We start from the raw sequence: 21,326 nt of genomic DNA on the forward strand, positions 1-21,326 counted from the left end.
ATACGGGCCGGGGGGCGCGTACGGGCCACCGGCTCCCCGGCGGTCAGGCCGCCACACGTTCCTCGGCGACGAACTTCTCCACGAACTCCCGTGCACGCCGGTCGAGATCGGCGTACTGCGCCTCTCGCTCGGCGCCGGTGACCGCTTCGCCGACCAGGAGGTTGCCTTCGGCGTCGACACGCTGCGGGCGCTCCTCCGCGTCGGTGAGCAGCCCGACGGTGGAATGGGAGAAGCCGCAGTAGTAGGCGATGCCTTCGCTCAGATTGGTCTCGAGGACGGTTTGCATCCCCTCCACGACGGGATCGCCGGTCGTGGCCCCGGCCAGGCCCAGCCACAGGATGCGCTTGCCGTCGAGGCGGGGCTTGCTACGGCCGTAGGCGAACCCGTAGTTCCATACGCGGTCGATCCAGCCCTTGAGGATGGCCGGGACGCTCTGCCAGTACACCGGGAAGACGGCGACGACGACATCGGCGTCAAGGATGCGCCGCATGTGGGCGTGCACTTCGTCCGAGTACGCCTTCTCCCTGTTGTTCCAGTCCGGCTGGTCGGCCGTGTTCATGCGCGGGTCGAACCCTTCGGCGTGCAGGTCGAGCAGGTCGACGCGGTATCCGGCGGCTTCGAGCCGGACGGCGGCACGCCGGGCCGTGTGCGCGGTGAGCGAATCGGTGCGGTGGTGTGCGACGACCACGAGGGCTGTCCTGGCAAGGCTGTCGTGCTGTGTCACGTCAACTCCTGGCTGATCTCGGTCGATTCGATGCGTCCAGTACAGCCGCGGTGGCGTGGATGATCCATGGGAGAAACCCTCCAGAACATAGGAGATCGTCTACGATGCGTTCCATGGATCCCTTGAGCTCACTGCTGAGTGGCATCCGGGCCGAGGGTTCGGTCGTCACCCACGCCGTACTGACGGCCCCCTGGACCATCCGCTTCGCCGACGACGCACCGCTCACCATGATCAGCGTGCTGCGCGGCGGGGGCACCCTGATGCTCGCCGACGGCACCGAGCGGGCGGTCGGCCCGGGCGACACGGCCATTGTGCGCGGCCCCGCCCCGTTCCACCTCGTGGACCACCCCACCACTGTCCACAGCCCTCACACCACGTACGAGATCGCCTGCTTCACCAAGGACGCCGAGTGCACCGCCCAGGAACTCGGCGGTATCCACTGGGGCACCGACTCGGAGGAGGCGACCGCGCTGATCGTGGGCGCCTACCGTGCCTCGAACCATCGCCACGAGCGGCTCCTGCGCGCCCTGCCGCCCGTACTGGTCATCACGGAGGACGTCGAGGTCTGCGCCTGGCTGGAGACGGCCGCCGCCGACGCCGCCCAACTCTCGGCCGGCTCGCAGGCGCTGATGGACCGGCTCCTGGACTGGGCCCTGGTGTGCACCTTGCGCAACTGGTTCGACCAGGCAGGCGCCGACGCGCCCGGTTGGTACCGGGGCCTCGCCGACCCCGTCCTCGCCCCGGCCCTGCAAGCCTTCCACGACCGGCCCGCCGAGACCTGGACGGTGGCGTCGCTGGCCGCTCGAGCCGGCGTCTCCCGGGCGCTGTTCGCCAAGCGCTTCACCAAGCTGATGGGCCGCCCGCCCCTCGCCTACCTCACGGAATGCCGCATGGACGAGGCCGAGGCGCTCCTGACCGACACCGACCTCAGCATCGCCCAGATCGGCAGGTCCGTCGGTTATGCCGACGCTTTCGGCTTCAGCGCCGCGTTCAAACGCCACAAGGGCCAAAGCCCCAGGATGTTCCGCACCGCGGCGGCCTGAACCCCGGTCCGGCGACCGGGGGGTGCTCTTCTCCCGCACGGCGCTCCGCAACTGCCGCGCGCTCAACGCCGCCGTCGGGGCCGGCCGGGCCTCCCGCCCGACGTCCCGCCCGACGTCCCGGTCGACTCCCTCGCCGTCGACTGCCCTCGGCTCCCGCCGCACCTCCGCCCCCGCCCCGGACTCCGAGGACGTCCACGCCCGCCAATCACCCCAGGACCGACCACCGGCTTATCGCCGTCGACCACCGTGCGGCCACGCCCTTTCCGCCGTATTCGACCGCTTGGGCGGCGTTGCCGGCCTCGACACGCACCCCCAGGGTTCCTGCTCGTCGAGTGCCCCGGCCGGCCACCCGTGCGTGACCTGCGGAGACCCTACTGTGTGAGGGGCACCTGCCCGCCGTACGAGCGACAAGGAGCACCCGGCCGTGGACGTCGAAATCCCCCCGCACGTGCGTGACGCCGCCGCTCAGCTCGGCGCCGGCGTCCCCTATGCCCTGAAGGTTCTGGCCGGCCGGCTGGCCGAGGACCCGGACATGGGCCGGCCGTCAGGCCCGCCCGGCACGCTCACCGTGTCGGTCGATGGCGAGCTGTTCGAGGACTGCCCCGACCTGACCATCGGGTACGTACGCGAACCCGACCGGATCGAGATCCGGTACGTGAACCCGTCGACGCCCGCCCGGACCGCCGACGACACCCACGACGACATCCATGACGAACCCCATGACAGGCCGGCCGATACCGCCTCCGACACGATCACCGGGCGAGAGGTCACCGACGCCTGGCAGCGCGTCTCGGGCTGGCTCCGGCAGCACGCCCCGGACTCCCACGCCGCGCTGCGCGCCGGCGCGAGTCCCACCGTCCTCACTGCCTTGGAGCGCGATCTCGGTGTGCACATACCTGCCGGCCTGCGCGCCCTGTGGTTACTGACCGCGGGTGACGAGGGGGTCGACGGCGCGGGTTGCCTGCCCGGCAACCAGGCATTGATGACTCCGGAGTCCGTAGTCGCCTTCCACCGGCAGCAGTCGCACGCGCAAGCGCGGCAGGACGGACTGGACGCGCACCGCCCCGCGCGTGACCGGATCACCGTGTGGAAGGCGGCCTGGATACCGGTCATTTCCTACGGCGTGTCCGACCGCACATCGGGCCTCTACCTGGACGCTGCGACCGGATACCTGGGCCGCTGGTCGCGCCACGACGAAGGCCCTGGCGACGAGCTCGACACGCTGGTGACCTACCTGGAAGAGGTCGCCGACATGCTCGAAGCCCCGGCTCTCGCCACCCGGGACAAGCCCGGCCTCGTCGGCGCGGCCCTGGTGTGGGGCAGCAGGCTCGACCCCGGGCTGGAAGAGCGGTGGCAGCCCCTGACCGGCCGGCCACACGGCAGGGGCCGGCCATGACCGGTTCGTGACGGTCCCTGCATGTGGCTCTCGAAGAGGCCTATACGGAAACCGTCCTCGCGAAGCCGCCACGACCAGTGGGACCGAGGGCCGCACCTGTCAGGCAACGTCCGAGGTGGTTGCCGGGTACGAGACCGTGACCGTGTACCTGCCCTCGCGCAAGGCCACCCTGGTCGTCATGATCAACACCGACGTCCGCCGGCAGGGTCAGGAGCCGTCCACGCTCCTCGCCCGTGCGATCACCCAGGTCGTCACCCCGGGCAACGTCTACGACAGCAAGGCCACCTCCCCACGCGGGTGACGCCCCGCCCCTGGCGGCCCCAGAGCCCACCACCTTCCCCACAGCCGCAGCCGCAGCCGCAGCCGCAGCCGCAGCCACAGCCACAGCCACAGCCACAACCGCGACCGCGACCGTGTCTCGACGGCCGTCCGTCGTCGGGACCAGCGACCCCCGCCGGCGGACGGCCCGGCCGTGACGGCGACCCGCCGGGAAGCGAAGGTGTCAGACCCCGAAGGCGGGGCAAGCGGAGCTCAGCGAACGGTCACCCTGATCATCACGTAGCTGGCCAACCGTGACCCTGAGACGACAAGGCGGGCCTTTCATGAGCGGCAATATCTGGAGCTATCGCGACATCTCCGGCTTCCAGGCGGGGGCGGACCTGACCGGGTACACGGTCGAAGCCACTGACGGCAGCATCGGAAAGGTCGACAAGCACTCCGACGAGGTCGACGCCGCCCACATCGTGGTCGACACCGGCGTCTGGATCTTCGGCAAGCACGTCCTGCTGCCCGCCGGCACCATCACCAGCATCGACCTCCAGGAACACACGATCTACGTCGACCGGACGAAGGAAGAGATCAAGAACGCGCCCGAGTTCGACAAGGACCGCCACCACCCCATCGAGCCGGACTACTACGGCAAGATCGGCCAGTATTACAACCACATGTAGCTCCTCATGCCACACCACCAGCCGGTGGCCGTCGCGGGCCCCCCTCCCGAGACGGCCACCGCGCTGTCGGCACGAGCCGATCCGCGCCTTTCGCGCGGGCACACGGCATCGGCGATGAATGCCAGGCCGAGCGGGCACCGCGAAGCCCCCGACGAGCGGGCGACCGACGGCCCCACCCGGACGGAGTCACCCCCCTCACGTCTGCCTTCTCTCCGCCGAAGCGCTCGTCCGGCGCAGGCCCGGCTTTCGACCGGGTGAACGTGGCAAACCGGGTCGGCCTGACCACCGCACCGTCCGATGAGAGCAGCCCGTCAGGACCCTGGCGGCGGCCCCGAAGGCGCCACGGCGATGCCCGCACCGGCTCATCCCGGTGACGCGCCGTTGTACCCGCTGCCAGGTCTGGCTCGGGTCTCATTCGGAACGGGTGGGCTTCTCCGCGGTCGCCTGTGGTGCCTTGGGGGCTTCCGGGGCCTTGGGCGCGTCCGGGGTCTTGGGAGGCTTGGTGAAGTCGCTCTTCTTCGGCCTCTCCTTCAGATCCTCGTCCTTCTTGAGGTCGCCGTACTCCTTCACCGTCGCGCTCCCGTCCTGCATGCCGGCGGAGGCCGCCTTGGTGACCGAGCCGGGATCCTGGGCGTACCGGCCCTGTTCACCGGCGGACGCCTGGGTGGTCCGGATGAAGGAGCCGAGGATTCCCAGGACGGCCCGCGCCTCGGGTGACGTCTCCTGCACGATCTTGGAGCGGGAGGAGGCGCCGTGGATCGCGCTGTTGAACAGGCTGGGACTGGTGTCGTCGTATGTATCGTCGTCGGAGTCCTCGAAGTCGACGTCCTCGCCCGGCCGGGATTTCGTGCTGTCGGTGGTCACGGAGAACAGTCCCGCGCCCTTGGCGGCGCTGTTGAAGATGTTGTCGAACACCTGGTCGTCACCTCTGGTCGTCGTCGTGGCGGCGGTGCCGCGTGGTCAGGGGTGCTTGTAGAGCGTCTGCTGGCTGACCGTCAGGCTCTCGCCATCGAGCATGGTGTGATGGACGTCCAGGGCGGAGACGACCTCGGCCAGCCCTGTCATGCGGAAGCCGCCGGGTGCCAGGTCGAGGTCACCGATGTCGCGGGCCACCATCCGCCTGAGGCCGGGATAGGTGCCGGGCTGCGGGGGAGAGAGGACCGCCACCGGCACGGCGTACTGCACCGCGATCAGTCCGGAGAAGGTCACCGGGATCTCGTAGGTGTACTGCTTGCGGGTGCGCCGTTGGGTGACGATGGTTTGCACGCGGGAGTTCGGCGGGACTTTGCCGGAGATCTGCGACTTCGAGGCCCAACTGGTGGTCAGGGAGCCGCCTACGGTGGCCGCGATGCCCAGGGCCAGTTGTGCGTTGAGTGACGCGTTGCCGGTGGCGCTGCCGGAGGTCGTGAATCCCACGGAGTTCGTCATGGTGTTCGACGTCGAGTTCGTCGCCGAGCTGCTGGCCGACGTCTCGGTGGTGTTGGCGTTGTCGACTCCGATGCTGTCCTTGCTGTTCTTGTTGGTGACCGTGTTCGCGTTCTTGTTCGCCGTCCCGTTCTGGCACGACGCCGCGAGCTGCGACTGGAGGTCCAGGCGGAGCTGGTTCTGCAGTTGTAGCTGGAGCGAGGCACCGACGCTGCCGCCGAAGGTCAGCTTGGCGTCCCCGTGCAGCGACCAGGTGACGCCGTTCGACACGGTGAAGTCGACCGAGTCGGTGAAGGTCATCTCGGACTGGCTGCGGTTGACGTAGGTGCGCGAGGAGAACGTGTCGGGCGGCGGCTGGCCGATGTCGCCCCGCACCTCGATCAGCGGCTCCCCGAGGTTCATGTAGGCGAGCCAGCCCTGCTGGAAGGCGGTCCCGGGAAAGGTGCCGAAGCTCGACTTGTTCACGGAGAACCCGACGGGTTTGTGCTTCACGCCGGAGGGGTCGACGTAGACCAGGTTGGGGTGGTTCAGGATGGACTGCCAGGTCTGTTCGATGTTGAGTTCCCGCAGGTTCTTCTTCGTCAGCGGCTGACGCTTGGCGTCTACCAGGCTGTATGCGGTGGAAGGCATCTATCCGTCCTCGACTAATTTCGGCCGAACCGCGCTCGCTGAAAAGCAAACAGAAATCTCCGCACGTTCCGGCAGGTGAAATTACCGTTCCCGCTCCCACCGGGGAAGACGTATTAGCATGCCCCACTCAATCGAGTGGTCGATTTTTGGAAATAGCTTCCGAAACGCCGGTGAGGTGACCTTTCTGCACCGGCTTCACCCGATCGATAACTTTTGGCAGCCCTGCTCCCGGGTACCGTTCTGCCGGACGCCACCACCAGAAGCTTCGATTGCGAAGCTTTGATTCCCTGTCCATCCAGCCGCTCGGCTTCCGTTCGAAGGCCCGGGTTCGCTTCAAAGCGGCTGCGTTGAATTCCGCATCAACTGCCCCAGGTTTCTGTGCTCGCATCCAGAACAGGTGAGGTTTCCGCGATGTACACCCAAGAGCGCACGGCGCTTTCCAATCTGGTCGTCGGCGGCCCGGTTGCGGTGAACAGCTACGACAACGCGATCGTCGCGGCACTGGTCGAGAACCGCCCGGTGATGCTCGTCCATGCCTTCAACGGTGGCTACTTGCGTCCCGCGGAGCTGGGCGAAGCGAGCCATGACAAGGGTGTCCACCTGGCCACCGCCCTCGACGAGACCGTCAAGGAGGCCAAGGGCCACCTCTGGCACATCACCCCCGCCGGCTTCTTCGGGCAGCGGCCGCTGTACTTCATCGAGAGCGCCGCCGGTCAGGTCTCGCCCAAGCCCGGCGGCGGAGGCGGAACCGACACCGGCCGCGGCGACGACGGCACGCCGAAGCCGCAGCGCAGGCGCATCACCGTCCACCAGGACGCGCCCCAGAGCACGGCCGACACCGTCCAGGTGGGCCTGCCCGACAAGGTCGGTGACAAGTGGCGGGGTAAGAACGGCGCGCCCGAGGACACCCAGCTCTGGGTCGTCACGGTCACGCCGTGGGGCGGGATCACCTTCGTGCCGATCACCCACCCCGACACCATCCTCGGGTTCAAGGATCACGCGGTGACCGCCAACAGCGAGGTGAGCCTCACCCACAACTGGGGCGGGGACTTCACCGGGACGGTCATCAACACCTTCTATCCGCGCCTGCCCAGCGAGTGGAACGTCCCCTACCACCACGTCTTCACGTGACCGGCGGCCACCGCCGCACGACACCCGCCCCGAGTCATCGTCCGCACCGCCTGGAGAGGCACCGCGATGCCCGTGCCGACGCACGAAGTGAAAGTGGAGATCGTCAACGCCGCCACGGGGAAGATCCTCGGCCGCAGAGCCGCGCCTGGCGCGGACGGGGCGCTCGTCATCCGTGAGTTCCCCGAGGACGGTCCGGCCCCTGAGCAGTGGCAGATCATCCCTGTGCAGTCCGCGCAGGACGAGCAGGTCTACGTGATCCGCAACGCGACCGGCGGCAAGGTCCTCGAGCAGCCCGCCGCCGCGGACGGCGGCGTCCGTCAGGAAGACGCAGCCGAAGGCAGGAAGAGCCAGCAATGGCGCATCGTCCCCGTCGAGGGCGAAGCCGATCACTACGTGCTCGAGAGCGCGGCCGACGGCACCGTCCTCGTCCTCGATCACGATCTCGATGCCGGTCCCGACGAGCCCGTTCGGAACGGCACCCCGGTCGTCCTGCGCGCGTATGACGAGGACGCGGCCAGCCAGCGGTGGCGTCTCGTCCCGGCCGAGCCCGAGCGCGTCAGCGACCCCGTACTGCGCTGGGCACGGCTGGGGCACTGGAACGGACGGCAGTCCTGGCGGCTGGCCCCCTCGCGGGCGCTGCGGCCCGCACCCGGTGCGACCCCCGCGTTCAGCGACCTCCTGCTGGTCCTCGACCGGTTCGGAAGCGACAAGGACGCCGGCGGGTGGAAGTGTGAGGGCGTCGTGCCCTCCCCCGGCACACAGCCGGGCTGGTGGGCCGGGCCCGGCGCGCGATTCCTCGCCGACACCGCCGGAAAGGCGCCGGCGGACATCGTGGCGCTCAAGCCGGCCAAGGGGGCCGTGACGGCCGCTGCGCGAGGTGACGGCACGTTCGACGACGAGGAGCGCATCCTGCACCCCTCCGCGTCCTCCGCTGACCCCGCGGACCTGTGGACCCTCGCGGACATCAGGGGCGAAGGCAAGCCCGGCTTCGTGGTGCTGGCCACCGACGGTGTCCGGGTGTCCACTCAGAACGAGGACGGGACACTCGCGGCCGCGGACGGCGAGCCCGCTCTCAAGGCTTTCGGCCACGGCGATCAGGCCGGCGGGTGGCTGGCCGACAAGCATCCCCGCTTCCTGGCCGACACCACCGGCAGCGGCCGCCTCGACATCGTCGGCTGCCACGACGACGGCGTCTGGATCTCCCTCCAGGACGAGGAGGGGAAATTCGCGCCACTCCCTGCCGAGCCCGCTCTCAAGGCTTTCGGCCACGACGAGAAGGCCGGCGGGTGGCTGGCCGACAAGCATCCCCGCTTCCTGGCCGACACCACCGGCAGCGGCCGCCTCGACATCGTCGGCTGCCACGACGACGGCGTCTGGATCTCCCTCCAGGACGAGGAGGGCGTCTTCGCCGAGCCCCTGTACGTCCTCGACGACTTCGGGACCGACCAGGGGTGGGCCTCGGCCGGGGAACACCCCCGGTTCCTGCTGAAGGCCACCCGCGACGGGGCGACGGACATCATCGGCTTCGGCTCCCACGGCGTCGTCGTCGCACGCGGCCGCGGCGACGGCACCTTCGAGCCTTCCAAGCTCGTCCTGAACGACTTCGGCACCGCCCAGGGATGGACGGCCACGAAGCATCTGCGCTTCCTCGCCGATGTCAGCGGTGACGGCACCCCCGACATCGTCGGCTTCGGCGACGAAGGGGTCTGGGTCTCCCACAACCTCGGCGACGGCACGTTCGAGCAGGCCCAGCTCGTCTGCCGCGGCTTCGGACACGACGACGACGCCGGCGCCTGGCGGATTGGCCACCACCCCCGCTTCCTCGCCGACATCACCGGCGACGGACGCGTGGACATCGTCGGCTTCGGAGGACCGGGCGTGTACGTGGCCCGCAATCTCTACCGCCGCTTTCGAACCCGTTAAGAGCCCGGGCCGGAACAGACCACCGGTGCGAAACCCACCCCACCCCGGCCGGTCCTTGTACTGCATCGACAACTCTGCCTGCTTCACGTTCGGGAGGATTCATGCGCAGGTCCACGGCGGCATGCACGGCACTCGCACTGGGAGCGAGCCTGTGGCTCGGAGGGCTGGCGCCCGGAGCCACTGCTGCGGCCGCTCCTGGTGCGGTCACGGCGCTCCGGGCGCCGACGCCTCCGTCGTCCGTCCCTGATCTCGACGCCCCGGGACCGGCCAGGACGGTCGAGTTCCCGCCGGACGGGCGGGTCCGCTCAAGGCCGGAGAACGTGAAGATCCAGGCTCCGCCGTACACACGCATCGTCCGGGTGGACCCCTGGTGCAGCGGTATGAGTTGCCCTGTGTCCATCGCCCCCGACGGGTCGTCCGCCGGCTTCTCGGTGACGGGCAACAACTGGGTGTGGAGTCGGCCCTGGAAGGTCGACGTCGTCGCCGCCCATGACGCGCCCATGGCAGGTGGCCGGTTCACCGGCAGTCTCACCTTCGAAGGCGTGACGGTGGACTGGACCGTCAACATCACCCAAGGCACGCCCGGGGCCTTCGGCGGGTACGTCAGCAGCGTCCCCGGGGGAGGAGGCGCCCGCGTTCGTTTCGTGGACCCCGATCTGAACGCCGCCGCCGCGGGGTTCAAGGACAAGGACATCATCACCTCCGTCGACGGTCAGCCCGTCACGTCGGTGCCCTCCCTCAACGGCATCCTCGCCGGCAAGCGAGCCGGAACCACAGTGCCCGTGGGCATCACGCGCAACGGCACCCAGATGACCTTGCAGTACACGATCGACGAGTGATCGCCCCGATGCCCGCGCGCGGGCGCACCACCCGCCTGCCGCTCCCGCGGCCTTCGGACACGATCACGAGGCTTCCTTCCTGGCCGCCCGGCCCACGGTGAGGGGATAGAGATGAGCAAAGCCCAGACAGCAGCAACGGAGGGCGAAGACATCGCCCCCGCAATCACTACGGTCGCCGGCACCGGAGACGCCGGGGCCACAGGAGACGACGGGCCCGCCGTCGCGGCCCGGCTTGACCGTCCCTACGGCCTCGCGATGGACAGCACGGGCACCCTCTACGTCTCCGACCACAACAATCACCGAGTCCTGAAGGTCACCACGGACGGGAGGGTCCGCACCGTGGCAGGAACCGGCACCGCTGGGTCCGGGGGTGATCAGGGCCCTGCCTCCGCAGGCCATCTGCACAGCCCGCGCGAGTTGGCGGTGGACCGCGCCGGGAACCTCTACATCGCCGACTCCGAAAACCACCGGATCCGCAAGGTCACAGCAGACGGGCGGATCGACACGGTCGTCGGCACGGGCAGTGGCGGGTTCAGCGGTGACGACGGCCCCGCCGTCGCCGCCGAGTTGAACTGTCCGTACGGGCTCGCAGTGGACGACACCGGCAACCTCTACATCGCCGACACCGACAATCACCGGGTCAGGCAGGTCACACCGGACGGGCAGATCCGCACAGTCGCCGGGACCGGAGCCCCGGGATTCTCCGGTGACGGCGGGCCTGCCGTCTCAGCTCGACTGAACAGCCCGTACGGCGTCGCGGTCGACGGCGCGGGCAGCCTCTACATCACCGATGCCGAGAACCACCGGGTCCGCAAGGTCGCCCGTGACGGCACGATCAGTACGGTCGCGGGCACGGGCACGGACGGCTTCAGCGGTGACGGCGGCCCCGCCACCTCCGCCCGGATGGACTTCCCGCTGGGCGTGGTGGCCGACACCACCGGCACCCTCTACGTCTCCGACCACAACAACCACCGGGTCCGCAAGGTTGCCGGTGACGGCACGATCAGCACGGTCGCGGGCACGGGCACGGACGGCTTCAGCGGTGACGGCGGCCCCGCCACCTCCGCCGAGCTGAACTATCCCTTCGGACTCGCGGTCGACTGTGTCGGCGCTCTCTACATCGCCGACTACGTCAACAACCGCGTCCGGAAGGTCGCGGCGGCCGCCATGGCGGGACTGCCCGCATCAGGCACGGTGGTTTCCTGGGCGAGCGTCCGCAGCCGACTGCGGATCGGCGTCACGCGCGAGTCGCTCAAGGACGGGGCCAGGATCCAGCAGTCGCTCGCCGCTCCCCGCCCGTCGCAGCGGTGGCGGCTGGTCCTGGCCGGGCAGAGCGACAGCGGCGAGGTGGTGTACACCCTCGAGAACGTGCGCAGCGGAAAGGTCGTGCAGGTCGACGAAGCCGACGGGACGGCCGGTGCGGTGGTCGCGCAGCGTGCCTACGAAGGCGACGAGGCGCACCATCAGCAGTGGCGGCTGATCCCGGTGGGCACCGTGACCGACGACCCCCGGGTCTACGAGATCGCGAACCGGAGCAGCGGTCTGCTTCTGGGCGTCGACAGCAACGCGGCTGTGGTGATCACGCAGCGCTGGGCGGAGGGCGATCACCGGGGCAGGCAGTGGCAGTTGCTGCCGGTGTGACGCACGAGCAGGGGGCAGGAGCGGCCTCGCCGGTCCTGCCCCCTGCCCTTTCAGCCGGACGTTGGTCGGCCTCGGGTTCGGGGGCCGGGTGACCCCGTCGTTCTTCGGCTCATCATTCATGCCCTGTCCGCGCGTGAGCCGCTTCCCTGCTTCAGCGCCGCCTCCGTTACCCACCCGCATGCCTGCGGATGCGGCCGCGGCCACCGAGTCGGGATCAACAGGGGGCAAACCGTGCGGCCACTGGAGCGGGCCGCATTCGAGGCGGACCAGGTTGGCCAAGCCGCAGCGGCCCTGGGAGTGAGGCGGCCGCCGAAGCCAGCGGCGACCTGCTGAGTCCACGCATGGGTGGCATGACCGCTGACGCCGTGGGCGCCGGCTCGTCGGGCGTGGGACCTTTCGAAGACATTCGAAAGGCTCACCTTCCAGCGACGTACCGGGCAGCATCGAAAGCGAAGGGCGTGGAGCGGCGACCGGGCCGCAACCTGGGCACGCCCACTGTCTCTTGCATTTCCGAGCGCCATGGAAGGTGATCAGTCATGCGCTTACGCCACACAAAGGTCTTCGGCTTGGCAGCCGTACTGATGCTCACTCTGGGCGTCAGCGGCACGGCTGCCCCTGCCGCCGCCGCACCGATGGATGCGCGCGCGTGCGGATGGGACCCCGACCACGCAGCAGGCCAGGCGTACTACCGCCACTGCGCCAACAGTGGAAATGTCTGGATCCGCGTCGAGCGGCACAACGACAGCGGGTATCCCCAATGCGTCGCGCCCGGCCGCACGCCCCTCGGGCCGACATCGACCGTCAAGTACGCCTGGTACACCGGCAGCACCTGCTAGCCCTCGATCACGGGTGGGGGCCGTCGGCAGGCCGACGGCCTCTCCGGGCCCTGGGGTTCCCTCCCTGAGCCGGCGGCATCATGCCGTTGGCGTGGCCGTGGCAGAGCCCCTGGGCGGCCCGAGCGGTCGCTCATCCACAACTCCGCCCAGATCGAGGCATACGTCCCCTGCCGGGAAGCCCGCTTCGCACTGACCTGTCGAGCGCCGCAGAAGCCGGCGCCGTCGCCGGTTGGGCGGATCGCCCATTCGCGCCGACGCCGGCCCGGCCCAGCCGCCGCGAGCGTCCTGATCGCCTCTGTGGGCAGGGCTGCACCTTTCTCGTCAACGGCTTGTCCGTACCTCGCTCCGCTCGCCTCCCTGGTGCATGCAGGGTGGGTTGAACCAACTCGGCCCCGGCCCGCTGGGCCAGGGCTGATCAGCCGCTCCCCGGGGAACGGGACCAGGCTCATTCGTGCTGGGGAAGCGGACGCGGTGATCGCGCGTGCGACTCGCGGGTGGATGATCGTATGAGGGAGCCGTGGTCGGGGTAGAACGGATGCCGGGGCCTCCCGCAGCGGAGGATTCCCGCTTTCCACCCGGCCGGCTTCGCCGGCGAGATCAGAAGGACGCAGTATGGCCAGCGGCACCGTGAAGTGGTTCAACTCCGAGAAGGGCTTCGGTTTCATCGCCCAGGACGGCGGCGGACCGGACGTCTTCGCCCACTACTCCAACATCTCCGGCAACGGATACCGTGAGCTGGTCGAGGGCGAGCCGGTCACGTTCGACGTCACCCAGGGCCAGAAGGGCCCCCAGGCGGAGAACATCGTCCGCGGCTGACATCCCCGCTGCCTGCTCAGCCCCCGTGCAGGGCGGTTGCACCGACGCGGGGTGGAGCGGCTCGGTGGCTCGCTGGGCTCATGACCCAGAGGTCGCAGGTTCGCATCCCTGCCTTGCTACGAACGTCAGGGGCCCGGCACCAGCCGGGCCCCTGACGCGCATATCGAGGCGCCGGGGGAGAGGGGGCGGACTCCGCACGTCGACCAGCAGCCCCGACCCCGCAACCGCCGCCACCCCGCGAGGCGAGGAGATGGATCCTCAGCCGGCCCTGGACGCTGACCAAGACCGAACAGCTCCCAGCTCCTGCTCGCAGGCATCCTGGCCAACTGCCCTGAACTCGAGGCCTTGACCGGCCAGGTCCGATCCTTCGCCACACGCTTCGAGCGCCACGGGGCGGCACGCGCCCGTTACGTTGACGAAAACGTCGTGAATTACCGCTGCGATGGGGCACGGGCCCCGCGGGGACCGCTGGCCTCCCCCAGGGGCGGGGCATCGAGCGTGCGCGGACGTACGCCGCGCCGGCCGCCTGCCACCCCGCACCGCATTCCGGCCGCCATGGAGGCCCGCGTCTGCGTTCCACGGCATGCCCGCCTCGACCGTGCACCGCGTCCTGGTCCGTCACGGCCTTCACCGCCTGGCCGGGCTCGACCGGCCCCCGGCGAGCCGGCCGCCCGCCCGCCCCTCATCAGAAGCGTGACAGCCGCAACCCGCCGCCCAGCCCGGACCGGGGATACGGCCGCTGCAACCAGTGGCACGGCACCTGGGCACCCACCCTCGGCATGCACCTCGACCGCCTCATCGGCGCCACGGCCGCACCGGTCATCACCGCCGAGCAGTGGCTGGGCGAACCGTCGCGACATGCCGTCGCAGGGTATTCGCCTGCTTGGTCCCCTCTGCTTACCCAGGCAGCCCTGCCAGTCCTCGGTCGTCCATTCCGCCAGGTCAACCGGCATGTTCTCCTTGGTCGCGACTGAAGCGCCGTAGATGCACTGGAGGTGTGACGCGGGTCACGGGAACTGCGGTGGAGGTGCCGGACAGCCGACAGGAGTGACAACAGAGATGCGAACCAGGGTGCGCTCCGGGGATCCGGACGCCTATGCGGAGCTGTTCGACAGCTACTCGCGCACCCTCTACAACCATGCCTTCCGGATGACCGGGGACTGGGCCGTCGCGGAGGACGTCATGTCGGCCGCCTTCATGGAGGCGTGGCGGCTGCGCGGCACGGTCGACCCCGAGGGCGGCTCCCTGCGGCCTTGGCTCCTGGGCATCGCCACCAACCTGGCCCGCAACCACTGCCGGAGCAACCGGCGGTACCGGGCCGCCGCCGCTGCCGCCACGGCGGCTGCGGGTGCCGCATCGGTGCCCGACCACGCCGACGAGGTGGCCGGCCGGCTGGACGACCGGCGTCAGATCGCGGCCACGCTGGCGCAGTTGAGTGCGCTGCGCGGACCGGAACGCGAGGTGCTGCTGCTGTGCCTGTGCGAGGGCCTGGAGTACGCCGAGGCCGCGCGAGTGCTCAGGATCCCGGTGGGAACCGTGCGTTCCCGCCTGTCCCGGGCCCGTACGAAGCTACGAAAACTCACCGAGGCGGAACTCAGGGAGCACGGGCGGGAACTCGCGGCCCGGACCCGACAGACATATGGCGACCGCGTAAACACGGTCCGGTCCGCACAGGAAGGAATCCGATGAACGCCGACGTTTCCCGCCCTCACCCGGCAGGCCGGGAGGAGAACTCGCTCCTCCTGCCCTTCGCCGAACGGGATCTGCCCGCGGGCCGCCACCAGTTCCACAAGGAGCGCCTTATGGCCCGGATCAACGAAGACCTGCGTACCACCGACGCCACGACCACCGCCGTCCCGGCCCGCACCGCCGGGTATCGGAACCCGTTCCTGCGCCGTGCGATCCTGGTGCCCGCCGCGGGCTTCGCCCTGGCCGGGGCGCTGGCCGTCGGTTTCCTCTCCTACGGCGAACGGGGCGCGCCGGACGGCCGGGGCTCCACGGTCGCGACGGGCCCGGTGCTGACCACCCGGATCGGCTCCGCCGACGCCAAGGGGACGCCGCAGCTCCTGGACCGCATCTCGCTGGCCGCCTCCTCTTCCTCCGCCTCGGGGACGGGGGTGCGCCCGGACCAGTTCATCTACATCGGAACCAGGACAGCCGCCACCTACGTGAAGACGGTAGGCGGCAAAGCATCGCTGGTCAGCGAAGAACCGCACATGCGCCACCAGTGGAACTCCCCGGACGGCACCAGGGGCTGGCTGATCGAGCCCGGCAACACCGGCCCGGAGGGCATCACGCTGGAGGGCCTCGACGAGACGGGCCGGACCCCGACGGCGAACCTGAACGCCCCCAGCCACAACTACCTCGCCTCCCTGCCGACCGATCCGGACGCACTGCTGCAGCGCATCCACCGGGAGACCAGGGGGCGGGGCAACAACCCCGACCAGCAGGCCTTCACCACCATCGGTGACCTGCTGCGCGGCAGCCACCCGCCGGCGGCGCTCACAGCCGCCCTCTACAAGGCGGCGGCGAAGATCCCGGGTGTGGTGACGGTGGACGACGCGGTCGACGCCGCCGGCCGCCACGGGGTCGCGGTCGCCCGGCTCGACGAGCCGTCCGGCGTGCGCGAGGAATGGATCTTCGATCGCCGGACCCTGGCGTTCCTCGGCGAGCGCACGGTGCAGGTGCGGGGCGAGTCGGGCGAACAGGGGTTGATCAAGCCCGGCACGGTCGTGTCGACCAGCGCCGTCCTCACGCGGGCGGTCGTCGACCGGATGAAGGAGGTACCGGCCGCGGCGGGCTGACCGCCTCGGCGGGCACCGGGGGCGGGACGGGCTGACCGGGGGGCACCTGAGCCGCCCGCGCCACTTACGCGGCACCGGCGTTGCCCGACCCGGCTGTGTGTACGCGCGCCGCCGAGGCATCCGTGCTCACCGCCCGCCTCGGCCCGCCTACGCACGAAGAAACGGCCTCGCTCCTCGCTCTCGCTACCCGTCGAGAGGTCCTCCCGGTGCGCGGCCGTGCCGCCCGGGCCCGGGGCACGGTGGAGATTGCCAGACCGGCGCTTTCCCGCCCACGCACCGGCTCTGGCCACAGAGAGCTCCGTACGCCAGTGGCCGGCCACCGTACTGTCGGTGCACTGCCGGGCGAGCTCGAGAAGCCTCTGCTTCTCTGCCAGGTATCTGCCAGGTCGACGCTCAAACGCCGGTCGGAGCGCGCGCTCATGGCGACCAAGTGGTGGGCGACCGTCCAGGTTGTCGGCGAACGCGACGCGCTCCGCCTTCGTTCAGCTCCTGTGCTGGTTCACCCCGACGTACGGGACCGGCTGCGCCCGAGTTCCGCGACGCGGGACCTCATGCGCCGGCACGCCGCCGAGGACGCTCCGGACGGCGAGCCGGGTCTGGTCCCTGCCTCCGCGTGGCGGGGGTGGCCGGACCGACCTGCATGGGGTCGGTCTCCACCTCCACCCGCAGAAGGACGAGGGGCGGGCGGCTGCCACCATCTTGGACGGCCGCGGTGATCAGCCGGGCAGATCTCCTCGGCGTCCGGCGGTGCTCAGCGAAGCCTTCCGTCCTGTCACAGCGCAGCTTGCGGACTCTCGCTCGGTCCCATGCGAGCTGCCGCCATCACGTAGCGGCTGGCCGCCTGTTCATCTCGTCGAACGCCGGGCGTACCACCCCTCCTATCATGGGGACATGAGTTCGAATACGGGCGCTGAGGCGCGACCGGAGCTGAGTGCGGCGTTGAGCGGGGACGAGTTGGCCCGCTGGTACTGGACGCTGGCCGAGCTGACTGGGCTCGCCCGGGAGCTCGGGATACCGCGGAGCGGCGGCAAGGCGGCGCTGACGCGGCGGCTACGGGCCGCACTGGACGGCGTCGCCCCGCCGCCCGCCCCGCTCCGGAGGCGCAGCGCCGGCCGCCAGCTCGCCGCGCCGGTGAACGGGTCCACCGTGATTCCGGAGGGCCAGCGGTGCAGTCAGGTGTTGCGCGAGTTCTTCCGCCGGGAGATCGGTCCGAGCTTCCACTTCGACGCCTACATGCGGACATTCATTACCGAAGGCGCAGGGAGCACCCTGGCCCACGCCATCGCCCACTGGCACGCCACACGCCAAGCCGCTACCCAGCCCCGGGAGATCGGCTCGCAGTTCGAGCTCAACCGCTTCCTGCGCGACTGGCATGCCGAGCACCCGGCCGGCAGCCGTACCGAAGCACTCACCGCCTGGCGCGCTCACCGTGACCAGCCTCGTGACCCCACCGCGCGGTGACCGGCCCACAGCCATGCCCGGACGCCCCCAGTGGCTGGGACCCAGCCCAACCGCGCGAATCCTTCCGAGAGGCCGACTTGTGGGCACTCGCTCAGTGGACGCGGCGGCATCTGGTGGACGGCATACGGTGGGTCTACGACCTGTTCCGCCGGCAGCGGGACGGGACCTGGGCCCGGATCCTCACTGGCCTCCAGGCCGAAGCCGATGCGAAAGGCCTGAGCACTGGGAGGTCAACGTCGTCTCCACCGTCTGCCGGGCCCACCGGCACGCGGCCGGAGCGGCGAAAAGGGGACCTCCAGAAGGAACCGCCCGGCGGCGTCCTCGTCGAGGCGGCCGACCACGGCCTCGGACGGTCCCGGGGGCGGGCTGACCGGCACATTCCACCTCGCGGTCGAGCAGGGACAGACGAACGGGGAATGCTGGTCGGCATCGGCATCGAGAGCGTGTGCTTGGCGGGGGCCGCCGCCGGTAGCTCAGCCAGCCTGGGGATATCCGTGGGTGCGGGCCTCACCGGCTGTTCCGCGGTGGCGGCCGACGCCGCGGAAGCCACCACTTCTGCCTCTCAGAACTGAACACACACTCGGGCTGCCTCTCATAGTTGGCGGGGCATGGCTGAGTTGGCGGGGCATCGCTGACCATCTCTACGCGAGGAAAGAAACGAACAACGCCGCACTCATGCCCCGTCCTCCTCGGAGCTTCCCCTTTGGGGAATCGGTCTGATCATTGCCGCCTTCTTCGTGGCATTGCTTGTTGTCTTCAGCCGACGGCGTCAATGATGCGCTCCAGGCGTCGAGCGCATCACGCTCTGACCACTCGCCCTGTCGCGCTCGCCACGCTGCCCGGGCACGCGGAGCAACTTCGGTACCCCGGAACGATGACGAGCGGCACACTGTTGGATGACAAAGCCCAGGACGCCGCGATGGCGGCGGCCGGCCAGGGCAACGTTCCCACCCCGCACCCCATCCACCGCGCCCACGTCCAGGCCGGCTGCAACCTGTAAGCCGTCTTCGGAATCGGCGGCGTCCGGTGCGTACGCGTTGGTCAGAAGCGGTCCGTGCCGAAGACGTTCCGCGCCGCCGCCACCAGTTTCCGGCGGGCCGCCAAGTGGTTCTCCTTGCGCGTCTCCCTCTCGCGGCCGGCGGCCTCCCATCGGTGCCGCGTCATGTTCAGCAGGAGAGCCGTGTGGTCGTCGTCGAACCCGGGCAGGCCGCCGAGAGCCTGCTCCGCTTCCGCGTACGCCGATGACGCCGCCCGCTGCGCGTGAGGGGCGTCCTGGTCCACCTCCCAGAGGGCCTCCACCGCCTCCCGCGCCCGGACCGCTGCCACCTCGCCCTGCTTGGCCCGCCTGTGCAGCTCCTTCCAGGCGCGCCGCGCGGGCGCGGACCGCTGAGCCGTCCAGTATGTGCGTCCCACGGCCTTGCGGACGTCGTCAATGGGAACGAGAAGCGGCGCCGGGGCAGCCAGTTCGGCCTCCGCGTGGGCGAGCGTGAAGGCATGCCAGCGCCGCCGGGTCTCCGGCACGGAATCCGTGGTGTAGAGCTGATCCGCGGCCTCCATGCACTCGCTGGCGGCTCGCAGATAGGCCGCCAGGAGCGACCAGCGACGGTCGTAGAGGGCCTGGTGGTGTGTGGCCTCCGCCGCTATCTGCGCGGCCTGCTGCGCGGCCCTCGCCTGGGCCTGGCCGCCACGTGCCTGGACCCATCCGCCGAGCACCGTGCCCAGAGCCGTGCCGCCCACGGCGATGGCGCCGATCAACGCCGAAGTGATACTGGCGTCCATGCCAAACCCCCTGATCCTCGTCGGTCCCCGTCGTCGGTGCACTCGGCCGTCTGCCGGGCACCACCTGATACCCGGCGAACGACCATAACCGTGTGCGGACCCGCCGGACTTGGCGCATGCGCGATTGACGGCGAGCGGCGGGGGAAGCCGAGGAGGCGCCGCCCGCGGCGCCGTCGGTCTTCCCGTCCGGCGAAGGAAAAACGGAGGCCTCATGACGGAACACCCGCAGTTGCTGCAGACCGTGCTGGACACCACGAACCCCAGGCAACTCGCCGAGTTCTACCGCCAACTGCTCGGCTACTTCTACCGCCCCGGCGACGAGCCGCCCCAGGACGGTGGCGACGACGAGAGGGACTGGCTCGTCCTGCGCGACGCCGAGGGCGGGGCGAGGCTGGCGTTCCAGCGGGTCGACGAGCTCCCTCCGACCACCTGGCCCCGGCACGACGTCCCCATGCAGCTCCACCTGGACTGCACGGTCCCGGACGTGGACGCGCTCCACCGGCAGCGCGCGCGGGCCGAGTCGCTGGGCGCCCGCCTCCTGCTCGACCGGCACGACGACCCGGACGAACCGCTGTACGTACTGGCAGACCCCTCGGGCCACCCGTTCTGCGTCTTCGTCGCCTGACCCGACCCACGAGCAAAGCCGGCCCACGCCGCGGAAAACACCCTGCCCACCCCCACCAGGCCGTGGAAGAGTGACCCGCGGTCTGCACCCCGCAGACCGCACTCACGGTGAGGAACCACGGCCCCGATCCCGGTGTCCCCCGGCGGCCGCCGCCGACACGAGCAGTCCGCCACACAGGGCCGTCTCGGTCCACCCGGCACGACGTCCCGCACGGCGGCCCCACGATGCCGTGCCCACCGCAACGCCTACGCCGATCCTGAGACCTCGTGAGGTCCAACCCACCATGGACATGCAGGTCCAGAAACGTCGCCGTCGCCAACCTCCGCCGCCCCCCGCCGTCGTCGAGACCGGCGGTTCTGTCGCCGGCCTCAGCCCCTCGTACTGGACGGTCCTACCTCAAGGCCAACCACCCCGCCGAGTACATGGCGGCGCTGCTCACCTCGGTCAAGGACGACAAGGACAAGTCGGCCGTCCACCTCAACGAGTGCCGCCGCATGGGCATCAAGGTGCTCCCGCCCAACGTCAACGAGTCCGAGTCGAACTTCGCGGCCCAGGGCGACGACGTGATCCCTTTCGGCCTCTCCGCCGTGCGGAACGTCGGCACCGACGTCGTCGAGTCGATCATCCGGTGCCGCAAGGCGTCGCCGTCTGCCGCGGCGGTGAATGCCTGCTCGACCGGATCCGGGTCACTGCCTTCGAGACGGTCATGGCCCGCATCCGGGTACCCAGGACCGGCCTCGGTCGGCCTCGGACTCGCCCCACCATGGTTCTGGCGGACCGCGCGTACTCGTCCCGCGCGATCCGCGGCCACCTGCGTCGCCGACATATCCGCGCGGTCATCCCGCAGCCGTCGGACCAAGTCGGCACCGTCTGCGGCGGGGCCACCAAGGTGGCCGTCCGCCCGGCTTCGATGCCGATGCCCACAAGCAGCGCAACACCGTCGAGCGGTGCATCAACCGCCTCAAACAGGGGCGCGGCCTGGCCACGAGATGCGACAAACTCGCCATCGCCTACCAGGCCGCACTCCACCTCGCCGCCATCCTCATCCGGACACGGCGCTGACCAAAGAGACAGAACCTAAAGGGTGTTGCAGAAGGCTTGGTGCAGACGAAGCTGAGTGTCGATTGACGTGCTGTTTCACCCGGCCAAGGCGAGGTTGTGCATGGTGGCGACGGCCTGGACGGCGTGATGGAGGCCGTCGCCCTTTTGGCGGCAGTCGCGGAGGATCTTCCAGTTCTTCATCCGGGCAAAGGTGTGCTCGACGCGGGCACGCACGCGCCGGTGTTCGGCGTTGTCCTCTTCC

19 protein-coding genes, 1 tRNA gene and 4 pseudogenes are annotated in these 21,326 nt (G+C 70.0%); 19 read left to right on the plus strand and 5 right to left on the minus strand.

Annotated features, from left to right (window positions below; all coding sequences use genetic code 11):
- Positions 1-43 precede the first annotated feature (43 nt).
- Positions 44-724, minus strand: coding sequence for an NAD(P)H oxidoreductase (locus tag E2B92_RS30680; protein WP_185923562.1), 681 nt, complete (start codon positions 722-724; stop codon positions 44-46).
- A 113-nt stretch (positions 725-837) separates the two neighbouring features.
- Between E2B92_RS30680 and E2B92_RS30685 the strand changes: the two genes are divergently transcribed.
- The 4 genes and pseudogenes from E2B92_RS30685 to E2B92_RS30705 all read left to right on the plus strand — a co-directional run bounded on the left by E2B92_RS30685 (position 838) and on the right by E2B92_RS30705 (position 4,113).
- A complete protein-coding gene (locus E2B92_RS30685; protein ID WP_235024057.1) occupies positions 838-1,767 on the plus strand; it encodes an AraC family transcriptional regulator in 930 nt (309 codons plus the stop codon).
- A gap of 424 nt (positions 1,768-2,191) precedes the next feature.
- Positions 2,192-3,163: an SMI1/KNR4 family protein gene (locus E2B92_RS30690; protein ID WP_126884831.1), complete on the plus strand. Its 972-nt coding sequence runs from the start codon at positions 2,192-2,194 to the stop codon at positions 3,161-3,163.
- A gap of 118 nt (positions 3,164-3,281) precedes the next feature.
- Positions 3,282-3,464, plus strand: a pseudogene (locus E2B92_RS30695) (serine hydrolase); the annotation flags it as partial.
- A gap of 301 nt (positions 3,465-3,765) precedes the next feature.
- Entirely contained in the window at positions 3,766-4,113 is a 348-nt protein-coding gene (locus E2B92_RS30705; protein ID WP_126884833.1) for a PRC-barrel domain-containing protein, read from the plus strand.
- Between the two features lie 411 nt (positions 4,114-4,524).
- Here E2B92_RS30705 and E2B92_RS30710 read toward each other — a convergent pair whose 3' ends face one another.
- Complete coding sequence (locus E2B92_RS30710) at positions 4,525-5,028, minus strand: hypothetical protein (protein ID WP_126884834.1); 504 nt, start codon at positions 5,026-5,028, stop codon at positions 4,525-4,527.
- 45 nt (positions 5,029-5,073) lie between these two features.
- The gene (locus E2B92_RS30715; RefSeq protein ID WP_126884835.1) at positions 5,074-6,168 is read right to left on the minus strand and encodes a hypothetical protein; all 1,095 of its coding nucleotides are present in this window, start codon (positions 6,166-6,168) and stop codon (positions 5,074-5,076) included.
- 411 nt (positions 6,169-6,579) lie between these two features.
- Here E2B92_RS30715 and E2B92_RS30720 point away from each other — a divergent pair, with 411 nt between their 5' ends.
- The 12 genes and pseudogenes from E2B92_RS30720 (at position 6,580) to E2B92_RS33910 (ending at position 18,619) form a co-directional block, all read left to right on the plus strand.
- On the plus strand, positions 6,580-7,299 hold the full coding sequence (locus E2B92_RS30720; RefSeq protein WP_126884836.1) for a hypothetical protein: 720 nt from the start codon (positions 6,580-6,582) through the stop codon (positions 7,297-7,299).
- 66 nt (positions 7,300-7,365) lie between these two features.
- A complete protein-coding gene (locus E2B92_RS30725; RefSeq protein WP_126884837.1) occupies positions 7,366-9,222 on the plus strand; it encodes an FG-GAP-like repeat-containing protein in 1,857 nt (618 codons plus the stop codon).
- A 392-nt stretch (positions 9,223-9,614) separates the two neighbouring features.
- Positions 9,615-10,061, plus strand: a complete 447-nt coding sequence (locus E2B92_RS32780) for a PDZ domain-containing protein (RefSeq protein WP_160159806.1) — start codon at positions 9,615-9,617, stop codon at positions 10,059-10,061.
- 111 nt (positions 10,062-10,172) lie between these two features.
- A complete protein-coding gene (locus E2B92_RS30735) occupies positions 10,173-11,702 on the plus strand; it encodes an NHL domain-containing protein (protein ID WP_126884839.1) in 1,530 nt (509 codons plus the stop codon).
- Positions 11,703-12,238: 536 nt separating this feature from the next.
- The gene (locus E2B92_RS30740) at positions 12,239-12,538 is read left to right on the plus strand and encodes a DUF6355 family natural product biosynthesis protein (RefSeq protein WP_126884840.1); all 300 of its coding nucleotides are present in this window, start codon (positions 12,239-12,241) and stop codon (positions 12,536-12,538) included.
- A gap of 612 nt (positions 12,539-13,150) precedes the next feature.
- Positions 13,151-13,354 (plus strand): cold-shock protein, encoded by a 204-nt coding sequence (locus E2B92_RS30745; RefSeq protein ID WP_009192932.1) that lies wholly within the window; start codon positions 13,151-13,153, stop codon positions 13,352-13,354.
- 50 nt (positions 13,355-13,404) lie between these two features.
- Positions 13,405-13,472: transfer RNA gene (locus tag E2B92_RS32785), tRNA-Met, on the plus strand.
- 401 nt (positions 13,473-13,873) lie between these two features.
- A pseudogene (locus E2B92_RS34195) lies at positions 13,874-14,009 on the plus strand (IS481 family transposase); the annotation flags it as partial.
- A gap of 404 nt (positions 14,010-14,413) precedes the next feature.
- On the plus strand, positions 14,414-15,043 hold the full coding sequence (locus E2B92_RS30755) for an RNA polymerase sigma factor (RefSeq protein WP_185923563.1): 630 nt from the start codon (positions 14,414-14,416) through the stop codon (positions 15,041-15,043).
- Positions 15,040-16,158, plus strand: a complete 1,119-nt coding sequence (locus tag E2B92_RS30760; RefSeq protein ID WP_126884843.1) for a CU044_5270 family protein — start codon at positions 15,040-15,042, stop codon at positions 16,156-16,158. Before E2B92_RS30755 ends, E2B92_RS30760 begins: the two co-directional genes overlap by 4 nt.
- Before the next feature lie 891 nt (positions 16,159-17,049).
- Positions 17,050-17,619 (plus strand): DUF6434 domain-containing protein, encoded by a 570-nt coding sequence (locus E2B92_RS30765; RefSeq protein WP_126884844.1) that lies wholly within the window; start codon positions 17,050-17,052, stop codon positions 17,617-17,619.
- A gap of 874 nt (positions 17,620-18,493) precedes the next feature.
- Positions 18,494-18,619: a hypothetical protein gene (locus E2B92_RS33910; protein WP_260604332.1), complete on the plus strand. Its 126-nt coding sequence runs from the start codon at positions 18,494-18,496 to the stop codon at positions 18,617-18,619.
- Between the two features lie 41 nt (positions 18,620-18,660).
- On the opposite strand, the gene E2B92_RS30780 is transcribed toward E2B92_RS33910, so the two are convergent.
- Positions 18,661-19,398 carry a hypothetical protein gene (locus E2B92_RS30780; RefSeq protein WP_126884845.1) on the minus strand — a complete coding sequence of 246 codons (738 nt, stop codon included), beginning with the start codon at positions 19,396-19,398 and terminating at the stop codon, positions 18,661-18,663.
- Positions 19,399-19,609: 211 nt separating this feature from the next.
- On the opposite strand from E2B92_RS30780, the gene E2B92_RS30785 reads away from it, so the two are divergent.
- The 3 genes and pseudogenes from E2B92_RS30785 to E2B92_RS30795 form a co-directional block, all read left to right on the plus strand.
- Entirely contained in the window at positions 19,610-20,023 is a 414-nt protein-coding gene (locus tag E2B92_RS30785) for a VOC family protein (protein ID WP_126884846.1), read from the plus strand.
- A gap of 376 nt (positions 20,024-20,399) precedes the next feature.
- Positions 20,400-20,682 (plus strand): annotated as a pseudogene (locus tag E2B92_RS30790) (helix-hairpin-helix domain-containing protein); the annotation flags it as partial.
- Between the two features lie 29 nt (positions 20,683-20,711).
- A pseudogene (locus E2B92_RS30795) lies at positions 20,712-21,085 on the plus strand (transposase); the annotation flags it as partial.
- Positions 21,086-21,160: 75 nt separating this feature from the next.
- On the opposite strand, the gene E2B92_RS30800 reads toward E2B92_RS30795, so the two are convergent.
- Positions 21,161-21,326: transposase (locus E2B92_RS30800; protein WP_160159807.1), on the minus strand; the 166-nt coding region annotated here is incomplete at its 5' end.

It is taken from the genome of Streptomyces sp. WAC05374 (assembly GCF_004353505.1).
Taxonomy (GTDB): domain Bacteria; phylum Actinomycetota; class Actinomycetes; order Streptomycetales; family Streptomycetaceae; genus Streptomyces.

Bases quoted from the DNA above. Each gene is read 5' to 3' on its own strand.
- E2B92_RS30725 (WP_126884837.1), top strand. From the start codon at position 7,366: ATGCCCGTGCCGACGCACGAAGTGAAAGTGGAGATCGTCAACGCCGCC.
- E2B92_RS30740 (WP_126884840.1), top strand. From the start codon at position 12,239: ATGCGCTTACGCCACACAAAGGTCTTCGGCTTGGCAGCCGTACTGATG.
- E2B92_RS30785 (WP_126884846.1), top strand. From the start codon at position 19,610: ATGACGGAACACCCGCAGTTGCTGCAGACCGTGCTGGACACCACGAAC.
- E2B92_RS30705 (WP_126884833.1), top strand. From the start codon at position 3,766: ATGAGCGGCAATATCTGGAGCTATCGCGACATCTCCGGCTTCCAGGCG.
- E2B92_RS30720 (WP_126884836.1), top strand. From the start codon at position 6,580: ATGTACACCCAAGAGCGCACGGCGCTTTCCAATCTGGTCGTCGGCGGC.
- E2B92_RS30765 (WP_126884844.1), top strand. From the start codon at position 17,050: ATGAGTTCGAATACGGGCGCTGAGGCGCGACCGGAGCTGAGTGCGGCG.
- E2B92_RS30780 (WP_126884845.1), bottom strand. From the start codon at position 19,398: ATGGACGCCAGTATCACTTCGGCGTTGATCGGCGCCATCGCCGTGGGC.
- E2B92_RS30745 (WP_009192932.1), top strand. From the start codon at position 13,151: ATGGCCAGCGGCACCGTGAAGTGGTTCAACTCCGAGAAGGGCTTCGGT.
- E2B92_RS30685 (WP_235024057.1), top strand. From the start codon at position 838: ATGGATCCCTTGAGCTCACTGCTGAGTGGCATCCGGGCCGAGGGTTCG.
- E2B92_RS30760 (WP_126884843.1), top strand. From the start codon at position 15,040: ATGAACGCCGACGTTTCCCGCCCTCACCCGGCAGGCCGGGAGGAGAAC.
- E2B92_RS30755 (WP_185923563.1), top strand. From the start codon at position 14,414: ATGCGAACCAGGGTGCGCTCCGGGGATCCGGACGCCTATGCGGAGCTG.
- E2B92_RS30715 (WP_126884835.1), bottom strand. From the start codon at position 6,168: ATGCCTTCCACCGCATACAGCCTGGTAGACGCCAAGCGTCAGCCGCTG.
- E2B92_RS30735 (WP_126884839.1), top strand. From the start codon at position 10,173: ATGAGCAAAGCCCAGACAGCAGCAACGGAGGGCGAAGACATCGCCCCC.
- E2B92_RS33910 (WP_260604332.1), top strand. From the start codon at position 18,494: ATGACGAGCGGCACACTGTTGGATGACAAAGCCCAGGACGCCGCGATG.